This window comes from Candidatus Bathyarchaeota archaeon (genome assembly GCA_029882535.1).
Classification (GTDB): domain Archaea; phylum Thermoproteota; class Bathyarchaeia; order Bathyarchaeales; family SOJC01; genus JAOUKM01.
The window spans coordinates 40,211-57,239 of record JAOUKM010000006.1 but is presented as its reverse complement, the minus strand read 5'-3'; the positions used below and the strand labels follow the sequence as shown (position 1 = coordinate 57,239).

Here is a 17,029-nt window from a genome sequence, read left to right as displayed (position 1 = left end):
ATACCCGGGTAGTCCCAGCTGTAAACGATGCGGGCTAGGTGTTAGGGTGGCTACGTGCCACTCTAGTGCCGCAGCGAAGGCATTAAGCCCGCCGCCTGGGGAGTACGGCCGCAAGGCTGAAACTTAAAGGAATTGGCGGGGGAGCACCACAAGGCGTGAAGCGTGCGGTTTAATTGGAGTCAACACCGGAAACCTTACCGGGGGCGACAGCAGATTGAAGGCCAGATTGACGATCTTGCCAGACAAGCTGAGAGGAGGTGCATGGCCGTCGCCAGTTCGTGCCGTGAGGTGTCCTGTTAAGTCAGGCAACGATCGAGACCCACGCTCCCTGTTGCTACCAAGGAAAGTTTCCAAGGGGCACTCTGGGAGGACTGCCGCCGACAAGGCGGAGGAAGGAGTGGGCCACGGCAGGTCAGTATGCCCCGAATCCCCCGGGCCACACGCGTGCTGCAATGGCCGGTACAACGGGTTCCTACCTCGTGAGAGGATGGTAATCCCTAAAGCCGGTCGTAGTTTGGATCGAGGGCTGCAACCCGCCCTCGTGAAACTGGAATGCCTAGTAATCGCGTGTCATTAACGCGCGGTGAATACGTCCCTGCTCCTTGCACACACCGCCCGTCGTTCCAATCGAGTGGGCTTTGGGTGAGGCGCGGTCCTTAGTGGCTGTGTCGAGCCTGAGGTTCGCGAGAGGGGAAAAGTCGTAACAAGGTGGCCGTAGGGGAACCTGCGGCCGGATCACCTCCTAAGTAAGCAGCGCTTTATCTGTGGGTTGGAGGGGAAAGATTATGTGTGCGCTAGGCTAAACTCTGTTTTTTGTTTTTGTCGTTGAGAAAAAATAGGTGGTTAGGCGGTTTTTAGTGTCTCAAGTGTTTATTCTTTTTTGAGGGAGATTTCCATTGTTGAGACGTTTCTGGGGTTGCCGCCTTCTTTTGGTGTGATTTGTTCGGTGCCGATGGAGATGGCGTTGACTTTGGCGTCTTTGAGGAATCGGTTGCGGATGATTTCAGCAACATCAACAGCCGTGCTTATGGCGCGGCCGCGTGCTTTTAAGGTGACTTCTGTTGCGTTGCCCATGTTAAAGCCTGTGATAACTGCCATGACATAGTTCATTGGAGGTTTGTTTCCGACGTATACTACGTTTGGTTCTGTGCTCATTTTGTATATCTGCCTTCTTTGTGTTTACGGTAACATAGGCAATAGACAGACTAATATATGAATGTATAGGAACAAAAAACCAGAATTATTATATAGTGCAATCTAACGCTTCAAGATGCGTATGCCATGTTGAGGGGATTTTTCAGCAATGGCATGCTATCGATTCAGTTTTGATAGTGTGCCTATTTGGCTCAAAATAAAATCTTGAGAGGTCTAAAAAAGTCATAAACATAAACAGCCTTTGCTCTAGTTCACGCTTATCCGTCTAATCCGCTTTGGAGCCGTAAACCTTAACCCCAGCTTCCGCAACTCCCCTTCAATTTGCATAGGAGAACCCAACAACTCCCTAATACCATTAACATGCGCCGCCCCAGTTAAAGCCAAAATCCTAACACTTTCACCCTTATTCAGCTTCTGCGTCACAATCCACGCCAACCGAGCAGCCATCAACGCGTTCCGTTCGTCAATCAAAACCCGCCAAACATGAGGAGCCCTCGCTCGCAAAACCTCCAACCTCCTCGCATGCCTTTCCAAAACCTCATCCTTATACCCCTTCTCCCACAACCACACCTCATCATCACTGCGATGCCAAAAAGAAAAACTCACAAAAGAAAACCACCACAGCCTAGAAGGAGGCAACAGTTGCTGAACCCTATTTACAATTTCCCTCTCAGACATGTCAATGAGCCAAATATTCACATCCGCATTACCTAATACATCAGCAGCCCCGAGAAATTCACACCTCCCTGCACAAAACCTGCGCTCCTGACAAGAGGCACACCGCTGATTCAAAAACTGAAACCGCTGCATATCAAGCTCGATCGCCAAATCCGTGGGCTTCAGCTTCCTCACTGCCTCATGAGCTTCCAAAAGACTTCGCTTAGTGAAATGCGCCGTGCCCAGCAAGTTAACGTATTCGTTGTAGTCTATGTTAAGGATTTCAGTCTCCACAGAAAAACATCCTCTGTTACTCAATCTTTATAGTCCGTTTCTTTTCATCCTCAACGGTTTTCTGAACTTTTGGAATAGTTACCTCAAGTACGCCATTATTATAGCTCGCAGCAACTTTCTCAAGGTCAATATCCCTAGTCGGTAACTCTACTGTTTTGGAAAAATTCTTAGCCCTAATCTCTACAACCCGCTCCGCTACATTAAGCTGAATGTCGCTTTTGTCAACACCTGGCAGCTCAATGTAAATCCTGATACTTTCTTTCTCTTCGAAAATATCTGTAAGCGGCTCTCGTTCTTCCTCAAGAGCACGGCTTGGAATACGCATCGGCTCGCTACCGAACTGGAATTGTCTCCGTGCGACGTATCCTCTCACACCGGGCTTGTTAATTGGCTTGACTTCCCAACCGCCTTTGGATTTTCCATCTTTGGCAATTTTTTCGAAATCTTGCATTTCCCTGAACATGCGTTCCATTAAATGTTTGTAGAAGCTGTTTATGTCTCGGAAAACTTCGTCGTCCTCATAATAATCCACCAATCATTTTCACCTCCTTTAAATGCTTTCAACAACCTCTCGCAAATGTCTCAAAACGAAGCTAAGCATCAAAAACTCAGCTTTTCCCGTTTCGGAAAAACTGTATTTGCCATTCTCATCCTTCTCTAGCAAGCCTCCTTCACAAAGTTTCTTAGTGTTCTGCCAAACAATCTTCGGATTCAATTCAAGTTCCTTGATGAAATCTGTAAACCCAAGCGTGTAGTCGTCCTCTTCGAACAGTCGTTTTACCATGCGAAGTCTTGTCACGTGGGAAAGAGCATCAAAAAGCTTGGTAAACCTTTCAAATTCTTCTTCAAAAGAAGTGAGTTCTCTATCCAGAAGGTCTCGGGGCCAAGCTTCTGCGGAGAGTGGTAATTCCATTAGGACTTTGTTGTTTTTGACCAGTAATAGTTTGAGACTCATGTTTAATTACCAAAAGGTAATTACCAAAAGGTAATATTTAAGGGTTGCGAAAGACAAAATGTATTAAGAAAACAATCACTAACCTATAGGTGAAATGAACAGCTTGTCTCTTCGAGAAGCCATGTTGTACGAAAAACTGCCCGAAAACAAAGTACACTGCCATCTGTGCGCCCGCCACTGCAAAATAAACGAAGACGGGAGAGGATTCTGCCTAATTCGGAAAAACGAGAAAGGAACACTTTACTCTCTAAACTACGCCAAAGCCTGCTCTGCCTGCGTCGACCCCATAACCAAAAAGCCTCTTGCCCATTTTCATCCAGGCGCCCTAACCATGTCGATAGCCACAGTAGGCTGCAACTTCCGCTGTCAGTTCTGCGATAACTGGGTGATAAGCCAAGAAAAAGACGTCACTGGACACCATTTTCCGCCAGAAGAAGTGGTGAAGGCCACTAGGGATAACGGCTGTCAAGGAATAAGCTACACATACACCGAGCCTACAATATTCTTCGAATACACTTACGACACTGCGAAAATAGCTCACGGCGTCGGATTCTTCAACACTTTCGTGACCAACGGTTACATGACGCCCGAAGCGGTCAAAACTATTGCTCCTTACTTGGACGCTGCAACAGTAGATTTTAAAGGAGCGGCAGACCCTGGATTTTACAAGAAATTTTCATCAGTGCCATCGGTGAAACCCATTTTCGAGTCGTTGATTGAAATGAAGCGAAACGACATCCACATCGAAATCACTAATCTCATAGTGCCAAAAATCGGCGACTCGATGGATAGGATTAAAGAGTTGGCTGTATGGGTTCATGACAACTTGGGCGTGGATACGCCGTTTCATCTTTTGAGGTTTCACCCAGACTACAAGATGACTGGGCATACTGCGACTCCGGTGGCGGTTATGGAGGAGGCATATGTTGTGGCTCACAAGGAAGTTGACTTAAACTATGTTTACATGGGAAATGTGCCAGGGCATCGTTTTGAAAACACTTACTGTCCCAACTGTAACGAGTTATTGATAAAACGTTTTGGCTTCGAGATAGTGAAATGGAACTTAACTAAAGACATGCGCTGTCCAGCATGCGGGCACGATATACCTATAAAAGGAGAGCTACACCCAGCAGGAATTGCCTATCCATACGCGCTATTCTAAAAACTTCGGAGACGCGTATATATCGATTATTATAAGGAATTTTGAAGGGAAAGATTCTGCAGACTTGAAGCGGTTAAAAACACTTTTTGAGCAAGAACTCCAGTGGTCTCCACCTTAGACATTTATTGAAGAATTTATCAAGGTTGTTGCTGGGATATCAAAAAAGGATCCTGAGCTTGTAAAACTGGCGGTTGTTGATGGCGAGGTGGTGGGCTACTGCATTGCAACTAAGGGGTAACATTCATACGAGGATGTTGTGCTCGACGTTACGATGGATTCTGCCTATATTTGGGACATGTATGCTTTGAAGAACTTTCGTCACAAAGGCATAGGTAAGCGGCTCCTAGATAGTATGATACAATATTTGAAAAATGTCGGAAAGAAGAACGTGTTTCTGATAGTCAACGTATGGAACGAAGACGGTAAGAAGTTTTATGAAGTAAATGGTTTTAAAACTTGGGGCTACTTTTTAAGAAGGCAAATATAGAAGTTTCTCAGCGTCCGTTGGCCTTGAAATTACTTGGTTTTCCATAAGTTTAGCAATTATCTTCGCTTTCGCTTCGGCTCTATCGATTTTTTCTGCTCCTTTAAATAGTGACTTTGGCATCCAACGCTCTGTCAAGTCATATATGTGAGTCATTCTTGGCGGTTTTTCCCTTCCAACGATTGCAATAGCAAAAGTTAGTTGCAACTCATCCACAGCCTTCGTAAACGTGTTCTTCTTTTCTTTTCCCCAGAAACCGAGCCTTTTCCGCAAGACAGTTGTCGAAGTTGAACCGTGCGTTTCTAGGAAGTTAAGCATTTTCTTGGCGACATCGCTTAATTCCCTTGTTCTACAAAGCTTATAAAGTGAAGGAAACAGATCTAACGAAACCAGTGAAACCTGCTTACGAACAAGTTTTCCATAATGAATCAACTTCTCCATAGCTAAATCGTCAGCCCACCCCCATGCCCTGTCAAACTTCTCTTGTCGATTCCCCTTCGTGGCGTGGTAAAGACTAGGGAACGATGTACCTTTTATAGGAAATAGAGTGACAACGCCGTGTTTGTTAATGAACTCCAGCGCTTCTTCTTGAGAATTTACAACGTTTTCCGAAATCAAATTTACGCCCCCATTTTTCGATACAATCCTAACTATATAAATTGGTGTTTCACAGTATTTTTTTGATGACCAACAGATGTGGGCGTTTCTAAGACCAGATGCAACCACAGTATTGAAAAATAAGGTTGCTCGTGCAAGCTTAGGCAGATATTTCGATGTCATGCAAAACGATAAAGTAGCCAAATTCATGATTGCCCGAAAACTAGCTGCTTCCTTCAGCCAAGACAATTCGGCGTCAAAGCTATGGAAGATGCACGATCAACTGCTAAAAGAATTTCTCCAACTTGAGAAGAAACTCGACAGCCGTTTAACCAGCTTGGGAGAATTAGAAACGCCCCTACAATCGTTCTTGGATTTAAAGATTGAAATCGCAAACCGCATTTTAGAAAGCTGCCACTTCTGCACTAGACGATGCAGCGTCAACAGAAAAGAAGGTGGGCTGGGATATTGCAAATGCGGCACCCAAATCACAGTTTCCACAATGTTCGAGCACATGGGCGAAGAACCAGAACTAGTGCCTTCTGGAACCATATTCACTCTCGGCTGCATCATGCGTTGCCGCCACTGCCAAAACTGGACAATATCACAGTGGATGGAACAGGGAGAAACCTACACACCTGAACGTCTTGCAGCGGCAGTGGAACATTTGCGTAATAACGGCTGCAGAAACGCCAATCTAGTAGGCGGAGATCCGACGCCGTGGTTTGCTCAATGGCTTGAGACCTTCAAACACGTCAATGTAAACGTGCCGGTTGTTTGGAATTCTAACTCTTACTACAGCAAAGAAACAGCTAAACTTCTCGCAGGGTTCGTAGACGTTTATCTCCTCGACTTCAAGTACGGAAACAACGAGTGCGCCAAACGTATATCCGACGCCCCAAACTACTGGGAAGCGTGCACCCGCAATCACATGTATGGAAAAGAATACGGTGAACTCCTCATCAGAGTCCTAGTTTTACCCGACCACTTGGACTGCTGCGTCACCAAGATTCTAGAGTGGATAAGCAAGAAACTTGGACCCACAACACGAACAAACGTCATGTTTCAGTACAAACCTGAATGGCGTGCAAATGAAATTCCTGAATTGCGGAGACGGCTAACTAGGGCTGAAAGAGAAAAAGCCATCCAACTCGCTAAGAATGCAGGTTTACTCAATTTTATAACATGAAAGAACTTCGATAGGGTAACCAACCAAAAGCTATTTCTCTTTGAACTAGTCTGTTGTGTTAAGGAAGAAAACTGGAAAATGCCCTATTGTCCAGAATGTGGCGGCGAAATGAAATATATTGCCATGATGAAGCGCTATGCATGTAAGAGTTGCGGGCTCTCAGTCACCCATCAAGAACTGATTGAGCTAAGACAACAACTGCGTCCAAAGCTCGAGTCGGATAGTGAAAAACGCAGAAAAGCGCAAAAAGAATACCTGAAATGGTGGCTCGGCAAGAAAAAATAGAAACAAATGCGCTGCATAGCGTTTAACCTTCTAGTCTAGAGAATGGACTTTTATTTTTTCGCTACAGTTATAGCTTCTAAACACACTTTCATCTTCACAGGTTGATTCCAAAATGGCTAAATGTGTAGAAATGGTCTCTGTCGGCAACGAATTGCTAATTGGAAAAACACTCAATACGAACGCTAAATGGCTGGCGAAAAGAATAACTTCCCTCGGGCTTTCCGTAAGCCGAATAACCGTCATCGGCGACGACGTCAAAGAAATTGTAAAAGCCCTGCGGGAAGCGGTTCATCGAAGTCCAGATTTTATTATTACAACTGGAGGTTTAGGGCCTACTTTTGACGACAAGACACTAGTAGGAATTGCTGAAGCTTTTGGCTTCAAGCTTCAAGTAAACAAGAAAGCCTTGAAGATGGTTGAGGAGAAATATGTTGCTTATGCAGAGGGAATGGGTCATGAAAAGTTTGAGTTAACTCCTGCTAGAGTTAAGATGGCGAAGATTCCAGAAGGAGCAGAGCCTTTACCTAATCCTGTTGGTACCGCACCAGCAATCACCATTAGAAACAACAAAGTTATCGTTTTTGCGTTGCCTGGTGTTCCCTCGGAGATGAAGGCGATTTTCGAAAACTCGCTCTCACCTGTTCTCAAGGCTGCATCGGGAAATCTAACGTTTTTTGAAACGAGCCTTTACGTTTCGGGTGTTATGGAGTCGGAGATGGCGCCTCTCATAGACCAAGTCATGCACGACAATCCTTACGTCTACATTAAGTCTCATCCTATGGGCGCCGAGGAAAAGCCAAGAATAGAGCTGCATCTCTCTACCACAGCAGAAGACGCTGAGACAGCGAAGAAACGTGTTTGCAGAGCGTTGATCCAGCTTTCTGAGGTAGTTAAGGCAAAAGGTGGAAAAACCAAAACCGCCAAAGCGGAAACGCGTTAACGTCTTGGATAAAGGTTTTTCTTTTTTGAATGCCTTTTTTGTTTGGTTGCGATGAGGGAGCAGGCTAGACTCTGACCGAAAGATGATTGTAAATTCTGGTTCCTGAAGCAACCACTGTCTAAAAAAAGGAAATAAGCAGGAATGTAGATTCTAAGCTGATTATGTGAAGGTGAAGTTTTGTGTATGTTGTGTTTATTGTAGGTACAGCAGGGTCAGGGAAAAGTCTTCTTACTGCCGCTTTTGCAGAATGGTTGAAAATGGCAAAGCAAGACGTGGCGATAATGAATTTAGATCCGGGTGTAGTAAAATTACCCTATACGCCTGACTTGGACATAAGAGACTACATAAATATAGCAAACTTGATGGAGGAATATCGTTTAGGGCCTAATGGAGCCTTGATTATGGCTGCTGACTTGATTGCAGAACAGGCGGCGACATTGAGTGCGGAGGTTGAAGAACTTAACGCAGATTTGGTGCTGGTGGATACTCCAGGGCAGATGGAGCTTTTTGCTTTCAGAGCGAGTGGTCCATACATTGCAGCAGAACTGACTAGAGAGCCTAAAGCCATAGTGTATCTTTTTGACTCAGTATTCTCGCTTAGTCCTCTAAATTATGTTTCAAATCTTTTTCTCTCTGCCGCGGTTTACAATCGTTTTTTAATTCCTCAAGTTCACGTGTTGTCGAAATCTGATCTTCTGCCGCAAGAAAAAGTTGGCAGCATTGTGGATTGGTCGGCGAATCCGGAAACGTTGGAGCTGGCTATTGACGAGAAGTTGAAAGGTACGAAGCGTCTGTTAAGTCTTGACATGGCTCATGCAATATATAGGTTGGGGCTTCGGTTTCTTTTGATTCCTGTTTCGGCAAAAACCAACGATGGAATGACAAACCTGAACATGCTGTTGGAGCGTATATTTGCTGGCGGAGACAAGTTTACCTATTAACAACATCTTGATTGTTAAGGAGACTCCATACAGCGGCCAAAACGCCATACTCCGCTTTCTCCAATGTGTCTGCACTGCCGATGATGACTACATCGTTCTCTTCAGGTTTCAGCGAACCTACGAGATTTCTATAGACTTTTGGGAAGTCTTCAGCAACGTTTCGGTAGTCTGGAGGAACCGTCAGTTTTCCATCTTTGAAGATGAGCGTCGTTGCTCCCTTTGCACCTGTCAATAGAGCAGCATCTCGTTGTTCCATCCCAAGCTTAACCTTGCTGCCACACTCTTTAACGAGTACAGCGACATTGAACGCCGCAAGTGTTAACCCACTTCTCTCTAGAACGATCTTTCGAGGAAAAGCCGCATGCATAGTATTCCACAACTTTTCACCTTTCTTTGAAAAAATGCAACCCGCCCGATTTACAGTGATTAACCCATAACTCTTTAATCGTTCAATTAACGTCCGTGTTGCCCCTTCTCCCAAAACTAGCTCCTTCGAAAGCCGATTTCTACCAATCGGTCTTTCCGCAATCAACTCCAACGCTTTAATTACATGAACCACAGAAAAAGAAGGACTAGGCCCAGGCGCCTTTTCACAGACCAACTCTTCCAAAAGGCGTTTCAGACATTTAGCCTCCTTGCAGTAAGTTACTTATAGGGTTAATTTCTATCTTTCCCAAAAAACTAGGCGTGTGGGAGATAACGCAAACTTAAAGAATGTCAAGTTTGGCTTTAATTGTGAAACCAGTAAGGGCCCGTAGCTCAGCAAGGATAGCGCCGTTGGCATCTAAAGCACCGGGCTTTTAACCCGGGGGTCTCGGGTTCAATTCCCGACGGGCCCGCCACCATCCGCATATCCGCTCTACAAAAGGTATTGTTCACCTCGACATATTTTCTATGTGAAACATGGTTGATATACAATGCTGTGAGGAGTGATTGGGGAGAAAACCGTTGAGAAAAAAGAAGAAACTAGCAGAGCCGGTTTCTGGAGAAAACTACACAATCTTTCACGCCTTATTCGAAGCTGTGAAGGATAAGGAAAAAGAAAGCAATAAGCCAACGTCTCTGCTTGACCGTCTGAAACTTCGCAAGTAGAATTGTTAATGACGTAATTTTTTAGTCCTTCGCCATAGCTTTTTTCTTTAACTCTGGTGACAGTTTCTCAATTGCATATCTTAACGCTGTTCTCGGCATTTCTGCCCTGTGTCTCATAACATAATGAAACACTTCTTGTGGATACAAATTACTTGCTTCTTTTAGCATCCACCCATAACCTTTTTGCACAAAATCGTTTTGGTCTAACAAAAGCATGTCTGCCATCTCAAAAATAGTTTCAAGATACTTAGCTCTTCGAATCGAATAGATCATGACTACTGCAGATGCCCGTCTCAACCAGCTGTTCTTAGATTGTGTCCATTTTTTCACCTTTGGGCAGAATTCAGGAAATTGATAAATGAATGCGCCAAAAGCATGTGTGCAAAAATCATCACATGCTCCCCAGCTGGACACATACGTTTTCAACCATGATTCAAAAAGATAAAAATCAGATGGCATATAGTGTTTTTTAAGACGAAAAGCCCAGTCAAAAGCAATAGTTCTTTCTTCACTGTAACCTGATTTCAATAAAGCTTCGCATAAATCGAATATTTCTTGTCGGGTCTTCGTTTTAATTCTCGAAAAGTATTTTGCAGAAATCTTTCTGACGACAGGGGTTCTTACTCCAAGCAGTTTTATTTGTCCTCTAGTCCATTTTCTTGCGGCATCGTGATACCTTCGATCAATAAGCTTCTCTAGTTCCTCTCTAATCTCATGAATAATCATTTTCTCCCTTCTCAGTCTCAGCTTATAAACAAACTTTGAATTTGCAGACATCGTTTCCTTGTTTAATTGACTTTTCAAACACTACATCTACAGGTCTCTGCAATGCTGACTCAAAGAGTTCTTTAATCCAGCCTCGCGAACAGTTACACCAAGTAGGCGAAAGTTTGCCTGAATATTTCTTTACCAATGGGCAGTAACATTTTTCATAGATTACATAGACATTGTCCTTCTCTATTCTCAGTTGGTTCCATATTTTGCTCAGGTTATCCAAAAACTCCTCCATGTTCTCCGCCTTTTTCTTGCAAGCTTGAGCTTTCTTAACAAAGCCAGTAGAAATGCATGTTCGCCCACAGTTTTCAAGTATTTTTGCTCGTGTTTCTTCGTCAACCTCTGCGTCTAAACTACTCATTAAAGTTTTAATCCATCTATGTAAATGTGTCATATCACTACTTCCTAAATGAAATGCTCGTGTTCAGAACAACAAGGGCTTAACGGAGTCAATTATATGTTTTGCAAAGAAGATATAAAAACTCATCTCAGTCGATGACGCATAAAAAAGTGGTTTTGGTTGATCATCGCCGAGAGGAAGTTGGGAGGGATAGGGGGCTTTTCTCTCAGCTCCGTAACGCCTTCTCCTTTTCTCCTTTTATGGTTCAGGCAATACTATATAGTCTATAGTAATAAATGGGTTACTACGCGAATTGTAATATGTCTCAGCCGAATTATCTCGAAGTTTCTAGCATTTCAACAGCGGAACTTCGCTTTTAGGACGCCCTAGACAGTAATATGTTGTTGATAAGACATGTTTGAAGATATAGCTATCTCCGCGGTACAAATGCTTATCATCACATTCTGGACAGTGATAGTTTTCATGGTAATCTGGGGCGCATTGTGGCTGCATTCGCTACGCCACATTAGAAAAGAAGATTAGCAAGCATAACCTGTTTTCTTCACTGACGAGACAAGAGACTAGGCGTTATTTTAGAAAGCTGAGGAATTTTTGCTCGTCTAAATATGCGTCGGGATTAAGCTTCCACGTTTTGATGTCGAAGTTCCCCCTCGTCTGGGCAAGTTGTCTAATGAACTCGCCGGCTTCGGGTTTTCTCCACCAAGTTTCACCAAAATCATGAGCAAGCTTTTCTTTCATAGTTGCAACCCTGACTGCTGCTATGACGTAGCTTGGAGAGTACATGTCGTAGTTTGGCATTACGTGATGAAGTATCCAGTAATTGCCAGGCGTTTCGATAAAGAAGCGCTTTGTCAGTTCTTGCCATCTTTTTGCGGCTTGTTCTATGGTGTAGCGGTTTTTCCAGAATTCCATTTTCATGATGCTGTTTGCCGCGTAGAACGTTAGGAAGGCGAGATTCATGAATCTGACGCGGTCAACGATTTCTTTGATAGCTGTCTCCTCAAGCTTCAGGTCTTGTCGTAGGAAAAGCGGGTTCTCTGTGACGCTTTCTATGAGTATGCTGAAAGTTTCGGCGACGCTCCTAGGGACAACGTATCGTTTCCAAACGGAGTCTTCAGGGTTGGCGCTTTTGCCGTGGATGCCGTGGCCGAACTCGTGGAATACGCTGCCGAAGTCTGTGAATGGAGAAACTTTCCGGAAAAGTATTCTGATATCATTGGGAACTTGGATGCCCCAGCACGAGGCGCTTGGGCTCTTGTTCGGGCGGTCTTCATCGTCGACTTTGATGGTGGAAGTGTCGAAGCGCAAACTTGTTAAAAATCGTCTAATTTCGTTCAGCGGCTTTTTTCCTTCAAGGTATTTGTTTAAGGGTTTGTAGACTCTGCCACGCCACGTGTAGTAGTCATCGTAGTATTCTGTTGTTGTTTTGCGGAGAACTTGGGGTGCGAAGTGGCTTGCTGCGGCTAGGAATGTTTGTTTGGCTCCGTCACCAAGCTTTTGGAGAAGGTTTGATAGTTCGTCGTAGCTAGTTTGTTCGAGTTCTAAGTAGCTGTCTAGTGGTGTGAGATCGTATCGTTTGTAGACTTCCTTTGAGATGTTCATCCGTTTTTCTACTAGATGCGAGATTGTGGGGGCTTTAGCTATGAACTCGTCGAAAACTTCTTTGCGTTTTTGGGCGTCGTCTGTCTGAGAGTTGAATTGCCGCCAGTTTCCCCAGTTAACTTTCTTTCCGTCAATGCGGTGTTTTTCGGTGGAGATTTTTTCCATTCGTTTGTCGTGAAAGTCAAGTTCAACTTCGAGTCTTTCGGCTTCGGCGATTGTTCCTATCGAGGCTAGGTACATGCTTCTCGGTTTGCTGAATTTTTCTAGGAATTCCTTGCTTATTTCTGTGAGTTGTTGAGCAAGTTTTTTCATTTGCTCGCGGTTGTAGGTCAAGCCTGCGTATTGGTTGTAATATTGTTCTGCAAGTTGGCTGTCTAGCTTTTCATATCGTGACGCAAGTTCTTCGAGGGACAAGTTATCATGCTCTCCTTTTTAGAGGTTAACTTTTACTATGAAGCGATGATATAATGGTTTTGCATTCGGGATTAGAAGTGGAAACGCTGTGAAAGTTGTTACTATGGTTGACGAGTTGAAAACTGCTAAGCGGCAGTTATACGAGCGGTTAGCAGAGTTTATGGTTGGGTTGGTTGATTTCGCTGGTGTGTTGGTTGTTTTGGAGGCTGGGTGTGGAGGCGGTGGATTAACTATACCTTTGGCGGCGAGTGTTGGTAAGAAATGCAAGATTATTGCTTATGATTTATGGGTGGGTTCTTATACAGGTGATTTCGAGGTTTTGAAGGAGGCAATAGCTTCTGGTGGGTCTGAAGATGTTGTTGAAGCTGTGAGGGGAGACGTCAAGGATATGAAGGCTATTGCTGACGAGAGTGTGGATTTAATTGTGTCAAATGAGTTGTTTTGTGACTTGGATAGGACTGGCTTAGAGCAGGCTCTGAAGGAGTTTTACCGCGTCTTAAAACATGGAGGACAGATGGTTCACGCAGAGCTAAGTCCAGCAGCTGAAAACAGAGCTCAAAAGCTGTTAATTGAAGCAGATTTTCATTACTCCTTAGAGCCTATCTTGCCTGAAGGCGCGTTTTGGTTTTCTCCAACCGTTGACGACGTGGCGGTTCTAATGCATAAAACTGGTTTTAAAAGCATTTGTGCTCACTATTCTGAGACCAACTTGAGACTTGGCTATGAGGTGGCAATTGAGCAGTTAAAGCTTTGGAAGACAGATATCCGTTTTGTGGACAAGTATGAAGAGGATTTGCAAGATTATGGATTGGAGTTTCCATTAGAACATGTGGTTGTATGTAGAAAGTTGTGAGGCGGGATATATTTAAGTAGAAGCCTTTTTTCTTTTAGGAAATGGATGCCCTGGTAGTATAGTCCGGTCTAGTATAAGCGGCTGTCGCCCGCTCGACCCGGGTTCAAGTCCCGGCCAGGGCGCCACACACTTCTGCCTTGAAAAACTGAATTTTTGATACTAAATTTGCTTACCGCACGTAAGCCATATATTATCGAAGAAGGTTATCGTTGTGTGGCGATTAATATGGCAAAACCAGCGGACACATTAAAGTCCAGTTATGATAAACTTATGGCGAAAGCTAAAGACGTAACGATTCTTCAAACAGTCGAATCCGTCGTCCACTGGGACATGGAGACGAAGATGCCCCCTAAGGCAATCAATCTGCGAAGTCAACAACTAGCCATGCTTAGCCAAATTGAACACCGAATGAGCACCGACCCCGAAATCGAAACCCTCCTTTCCAAGATTGAAAAACATGTAGACTATGGCAGCTTAAACGAGCTAAAGAAAAGAAACGTGTATCTAATCAGAAAGTACTACGACGAACAAACAAAACTTCCCGAAGAACTCGTAGTAGAAACTGCCCGACAACAAGCAATAGCCATCAACGTTTGGAAGAAAGCAAAAGCTGCAAAAGACTTCGCAATGTTCAAACCAGAACTCGAAAAACTTCTCAAACTAAGAAAGAAAGCCGCAGAAATTCTAATGGACGTAAAAGCTACCAAGACACCATACGACGCCCTCATAGATATTTTTGAACATAAAATGACTGCAGAAACTATTGCAAAGATTTTTAGAGAGCTAAGAGAAGGATTAGTTTCGATACTAAAAAAATGCCAGAGCGCACCCAAACAAACCGACACATCACTTCTAATGCAGAATGTTCCTTTTGACGTTCAACGTAAAATTTCCAACGAACTCGTCAAATTCATAGACTACGACGTGGAGTCTCCTAAAGCCGGAGGAAGAATAGATGAGACCGAGCATCCCTTTACCACAGGTTACTACGACGACGTGAGAATCACAACCCACTACTACGAAAACAACATGGCATCCTCGCTGTTTTCGGTATTACACGAAGGCGGCCACGCCATATACGACCAGGGTCTCAAGCCAGAATGGATATACCAGCCAATAGGTTACGGATGCTCCTTCGGATTTCACGAGTCTCAGTCACGGTTTGTGGAAAACATAGTTGGGCGATCACGCAAATTCTGGGTCTACTTCTTCCCAAAACTGAAACAACTCACAGGCAACACATTCTCCGACGTGGCTTTAGACGATTTCGTCCGTGCCATCAACCAAGTCAAACCTTCAAAAATCCGCGTTGAAGCAGACGAAGTTACCTACTGCCTCCACGTAATCATCCGATTCGAGATTGAACGCGAACTGATAGCAGGCAAAATCACCGTAGCAGACCTCCCAGAGATTTGGAACCGAAAATACAAAGAATATCTAGGCGTAGTCATCGAAAATGACTCCGAAGGCGTCATGCAAGACATCCATTGGGCCAGCGGCTACTTCGGCTACTTCCCAACCTACGCGCTGGGTAACATATTCAGCGGACAGATTCTAGTCGCAATGGAAAAAGCCATACCCAACTGGAAAGACCAAATTGCAAAGGGCAACTTCCAAAATGTCAAAAAATGGCTAACCGAAAACGTCCACCACTACGGAAACCTCTACGATCCAGCAGTTCTCATCAAGAAAATCACTGGCGAACAAATAAACGTCAAACCCTACCTCGAATATCTCAACAAAAAATACTCATGGATATACAGATACTAAACCACCACCTTAAAACATTCTCACATTTGGCGTCTATTAGAAGCCTACTTAGCTCCAAATATGAGTGGCGTGTTTTTGTATTTATTCTGAATGTTTTTTGCAGAAATAGGGGCTGGAGTATTGGCGAATACACAGGCGATTTGCAGATTAGAAAAGAGGTTATCTGACAAAAGCTTTAAGAAAAGCTCTTGAAAAAACAAGCACAAACCTCCCAAATCGTTTCCGTTTAATTTTCTATTACCAAATAACAATTAACTTATATTTGGAGGAAGAAACTGGTTGCTTGTCGCAGTTACTGGGTGTTAAAGTTGGATAATCCAGCTAGTTATCGGTGGAAAACATTGGCTTTGGCATATGTGTGCATGCTTTCTTTTGCACTGGTCTTTCAGTCCATTCCACCGCTCCTCACTCTAATCTGTCAAGAATTCGGCATCAGCCATGCCCATGCAGGCTTGCTCATGAGCCTATTTGCGCTACCAGGCATATTTGTAGCCTTACCTGGAGGAATAATCTCAGATCGTTTTGGCATGAAAAAAACAGGCATAACTTCTTTAGTCTTAATGATTGCCGGGACATTAATCGTTGGAACAAGCATCACTCCTCTCCAAGCTTACGTGGGCAGAATCGTTTCTGGCATCGGTGGATTAACCTTAGCGATTGTGCTACCTCAATTAGTGTCAAAATGGTTTTTAGGCAAAGAGTTAGGCGTGGGGATGGGTGTGTTTAATACTGCCATGCCTTTAGGCACGATATTAAGCTTCAACGTATTCAGTGTCATAGGCAACGATCTTGGATGGCAAGTACCCATTTTCTTAACTACAACAGCCAGCATCTTCGCCCTTCTGCTTTTTTTGTGGCTTTTTAAAAAGCCCACTGAAAAATCCGAGAACGCCAAGAGCAGTATATTCAGGGGCATCACCAAGTTGGGGGCTTCCATATGGCTTGTCGGCTTTTCTTGGATGTGGTTCAACGCAGCTTTCATTTCTTTCCTAACTTTTTCTCACGACTTTTTTGTGGCTAAGGGTCATGAAGTTGGGTCTGCTGGGTTCATGTCAAGTGTAATTATAATGGGCTCTCTTTTTCTAAGTCCCTTGATAGGTTATCTTGTATCCAAGTTTAGAAGAGAAGAAATGTTCATAGGATTGAGTGGTGTAATTCTAGCGTTTTTGCTTTTCTCTATTCCCACTGCATTACATATTCTTCCTTTACTTGTACTAATAGGGATATTCGCGGCGTTAGTGCCTGTTTCAATTTTTTCTTTACCATCCAAAATAGTAAAACCTAAGAACCTTGGTTTAGCCTTTGGAATCATAACGGCGTGTTTAAACATAGGAGTACTGGTAGGTCCTTTTCTCGCTGGGTTGGCAAAAGATTTCACAGGAGAATACAACTTCAGCTTTTACCTGCTCTCACTTTTTGCAGTGTTACAAACAGTTACAATTGGATTCTTCAGCTTATTTAGACTCAAGAATGAAAAGAAAGCGCAACTCCACAAAAAATAGCC

The 17,029-nt window shown here is 43.9% G+C and carries 18 protein-coding genes, 2 tRNA genes and 1 rRNA gene; 12 read left to right on the top strand and 9 right to left on the bottom strand.

Annotation, left to right across the window (positions count from 1 at the left end; all coding sequences use genetic code 11):
* Positions 1-744: ribosomal RNA gene (locus OEX01_03270) — 16S ribosomal RNA — on the top strand; the annotation flags it as partial.
* 126 nt (positions 745-870) lie between these two features.
* Here OEX01_03270 and albA read toward each other — a convergent pair.
* The 4 genes from albA to OEX01_03250 form a co-directional block, all read right to left on the bottom strand.
* Entirely contained in the window at positions 871-1,155 is a 285-nt protein-coding gene (gene albA, locus OEX01_03265) for a DNA-binding protein Alba (protein ID MDH5448007.1), read from the bottom strand.
* Positions 1,156-1,401: 246 nt separating this feature from the next.
* Positions 1,402-2,106 (bottom strand): hypothetical protein, encoded by a 705-nt coding sequence (locus tag OEX01_03260; protein MDH5448006.1) that lies wholly within the window; start codon positions 2,104-2,106, stop codon positions 1,402-1,404.
* 16 nt (positions 2,107-2,122) lie between these two features.
* Complete coding sequence (locus OEX01_03255; protein ID MDH5448005.1) at positions 2,123-2,638, bottom strand: Hsp20/alpha crystallin family protein; 516 nt, start codon at positions 2,636-2,638, stop codon at positions 2,123-2,125.
* Between the two features lie 18 nt (positions 2,639-2,656).
* The gene (locus OEX01_03250; protein MDH5448004.1) at positions 2,657-3,061 is read right to left on the bottom strand and encodes a hypothetical protein; all 405 of its coding nucleotides are present in this window, start codon (positions 3,059-3,061) and stop codon (positions 2,657-2,659) included.
* Between the two features lie 94 nt (positions 3,062-3,155).
* On the opposite strand from OEX01_03250, the gene amrS reads away from it, so the two are divergent.
* Complete coding sequence (gene amrS / locus OEX01_03245) at positions 3,156-4,223, top strand: AmmeMemoRadiSam system radical SAM enzyme (GenBank protein ID MDH5448003.1); 1,068 nt, start codon at positions 3,156-3,158, stop codon at positions 4,221-4,223.
* A 469-nt stretch (positions 4,224-4,692) separates the two neighbouring features.
* Here amrS and OEX01_03240 read toward each other — a convergent pair whose 3' ends face one another.
* Positions 4,693-5,325 carry a winged helix DNA-binding domain-containing protein gene (locus OEX01_03240; protein ID MDH5448002.1) on the bottom strand — a complete coding sequence of 211 codons (633 nt, stop codon included), beginning with the start codon at positions 5,323-5,325 and terminating at the stop codon, positions 4,693-4,695.
* A gap of 112 nt (positions 5,326-5,437) precedes the next feature.
* Here OEX01_03240 and OEX01_03235 point away from each other — a divergent pair, with 112 nt between their 5' ends.
* The 4 genes from OEX01_03235 (at position 5,438) to OEX01_03220 (ending at position 8,659) form a co-directional block, all read left to right on the top strand.
* Positions 5,438-6,493, top strand: a complete 1,056-nt coding sequence (locus OEX01_03235) for a radical SAM protein (protein ID MDH5448001.1) — start codon at positions 5,438-5,440, stop codon at positions 6,491-6,493.
* A gap of 78 nt (positions 6,494-6,571) precedes the next feature.
* A complete protein-coding gene (locus OEX01_03230; GenBank protein MDH5448000.1) occupies positions 6,572-6,778 on the top strand; it encodes a hypothetical protein in 207 nt (68 codons plus the stop codon).
* 112 nt (positions 6,779-6,890) lie between these two features.
* Positions 6,891-7,718, top strand: a complete 828-nt coding sequence (locus OEX01_03225; GenBank protein ID MDH5447999.1) for a nicotinamide mononucleotide deamidase-related protein — start codon at positions 6,891-6,893, stop codon at positions 7,716-7,718.
* Positions 7,719-7,897: 179 nt separating this feature from the next.
* Complete coding sequence (locus tag OEX01_03220) at positions 7,898-8,659, top strand: ATP/GTP-binding protein (GenBank protein ID MDH5447998.1); 762 nt, start codon at positions 7,898-7,900, stop codon at positions 8,657-8,659.
* Here OEX01_03220 and OEX01_03215 read toward each other — a convergent pair.
* A complete protein-coding gene (locus OEX01_03215) occupies positions 8,649-9,269 on the bottom strand; it encodes a DUF4443 domain-containing protein (GenBank protein ID MDH5447997.1) in 621 nt (206 codons plus the stop codon). The genes OEX01_03220 and OEX01_03215 overlap by 11 nt on opposite strands.
* A gap of 138 nt (positions 9,270-9,407) precedes the next feature.
* Between OEX01_03215 and OEX01_03210 the strand changes: the two genes are divergently transcribed.
* Both OEX01_03210 and OEX01_03205 read left to right on the top strand, forming a co-directional pair.
* A tRNA-Lys gene (locus tag OEX01_03210) sits at positions 9,408-9,501 on the top strand.
* A 106-nt stretch (positions 9,502-9,607) separates the two neighbouring features.
* Positions 9,608-9,751: a hypothetical protein gene (locus OEX01_03205; protein ID MDH5447996.1), complete on the top strand. Its 144-nt coding sequence runs from the start codon at positions 9,608-9,610 to the stop codon at positions 9,749-9,751.
* Between the two features lie 21 nt (positions 9,752-9,772).
* Here the strand turns inward: OEX01_03205 and OEX01_03200 are convergent, their stop codons facing one another.
* From OEX01_03200 to OEX01_03190, 3 genes are all read right to left on the bottom strand, one after another.
* Positions 9,773-10,477: a DNA alkylation repair protein gene (locus tag OEX01_03200; protein MDH5447995.1), complete on the bottom strand. Its 705-nt coding sequence runs from the start codon at positions 10,475-10,477 to the stop codon at positions 9,773-9,775.
* A 22-nt stretch (positions 10,478-10,499) separates the two neighbouring features.
* Positions 10,500-10,919, bottom strand: a complete 420-nt coding sequence (locus OEX01_03195) for a DUF6144 family protein (protein ID MDH5447994.1) — start codon at positions 10,917-10,919, stop codon at positions 10,500-10,502.
* Positions 10,920-11,453: 534 nt separating this feature from the next.
* The gene (locus OEX01_03190) at positions 11,454-12,902 is read right to left on the bottom strand and encodes a M3 family metallopeptidase (protein MDH5447993.1); all 1,449 of its coding nucleotides are present in this window, start codon (positions 12,900-12,902) and stop codon (positions 11,454-11,456) included.
* 88 nt (positions 12,903-12,990) lie between these two features.
* On the opposite strand from OEX01_03190, the gene OEX01_03185 reads away from it, so the two are divergent.
* The 4 genes from OEX01_03185 to OEX01_03170 all read left to right on the top strand — a co-directional run bounded on the left by OEX01_03185 (position 12,991) and on the right by OEX01_03170 (position 17,027).
* Positions 12,991-13,755: a class I SAM-dependent methyltransferase gene (locus OEX01_03185; protein MDH5447992.1), complete on the top strand. Its 765-nt coding sequence runs from the start codon at positions 12,991-12,993 to the stop codon at positions 13,753-13,755.
* A gap of 47 nt (positions 13,756-13,802) precedes the next feature.
* A tRNA-Asp gene (locus tag OEX01_03180) sits at positions 13,803-13,880 on the top strand.
* 100 nt (positions 13,881-13,980) lie between these two features.
* Positions 13,981-15,525 carry a carboxypeptidase M32 gene (locus tag OEX01_03175; GenBank protein MDH5447991.1) on the top strand — a complete coding sequence of 515 codons (1,545 nt, stop codon included), beginning with the start codon at positions 13,981-13,983 and terminating at the stop codon, positions 15,523-15,525.
* 308 nt (positions 15,526-15,833) lie between these two features.
* Positions 15,834-17,027: an MFS transporter gene (locus OEX01_03170; protein MDH5447990.1), complete on the top strand. Its 1,194-nt coding sequence runs from the start codon at positions 15,834-15,836 to the stop codon at positions 17,025-17,027.
* Positions 17,028-17,029 lie beyond the last annotated feature (2 nt).

Bases quoted from the DNA above. Each gene is read 5' to 3' on its own strand.
- amrS (MDH5448003.1), top strand. From the start codon at position 3,156: ATGAACAGCTTGTCTCTTCGAGAAGCCATGTTGTACGAAAAACTGCCC.
- OEX01_03225 (MDH5447999.1), top strand. From the start codon at position 6,891: ATGGCTAAATGTGTAGAAATGGTCTCTGTCGGCAACGAATTGCTAATT.
- OEX01_03195 (MDH5447994.1), bottom strand. From the start codon at position 10,919: ATGACACATTTACATAGATGGATTAAAACTTTAATGAGTAGTTTAGAC.
- OEX01_03230 (MDH5448000.1), top strand. From the start codon at position 6,572: ATGCCCTATTGTCCAGAATGTGGCGGCGAAATGAAATATATTGCCATG.
- OEX01_03175 (MDH5447991.1), top strand. From the start codon at position 13,981: ATGGCAAAACCAGCGGACACATTAAAGTCCAGTTATGATAAACTTATG.
- OEX01_03250 (MDH5448004.1), bottom strand. From the start codon at position 3,061: ATGAGTCTCAAACTATTACTGGTCAAAAACAACAAAGTCCTAATGGAA.
- OEX01_03200 (MDH5447995.1), bottom strand. From the start codon at position 10,477: ATGATTATTCATGAGATTAGAGAGGAACTAGAGAAGCTTATTGATCGA.
- albA (MDH5448007.1), bottom strand. From the start codon at position 1,155: ATGAGCACAGAACCAAACGTAGTATACGTCGGAAACAAACCTCCAATG.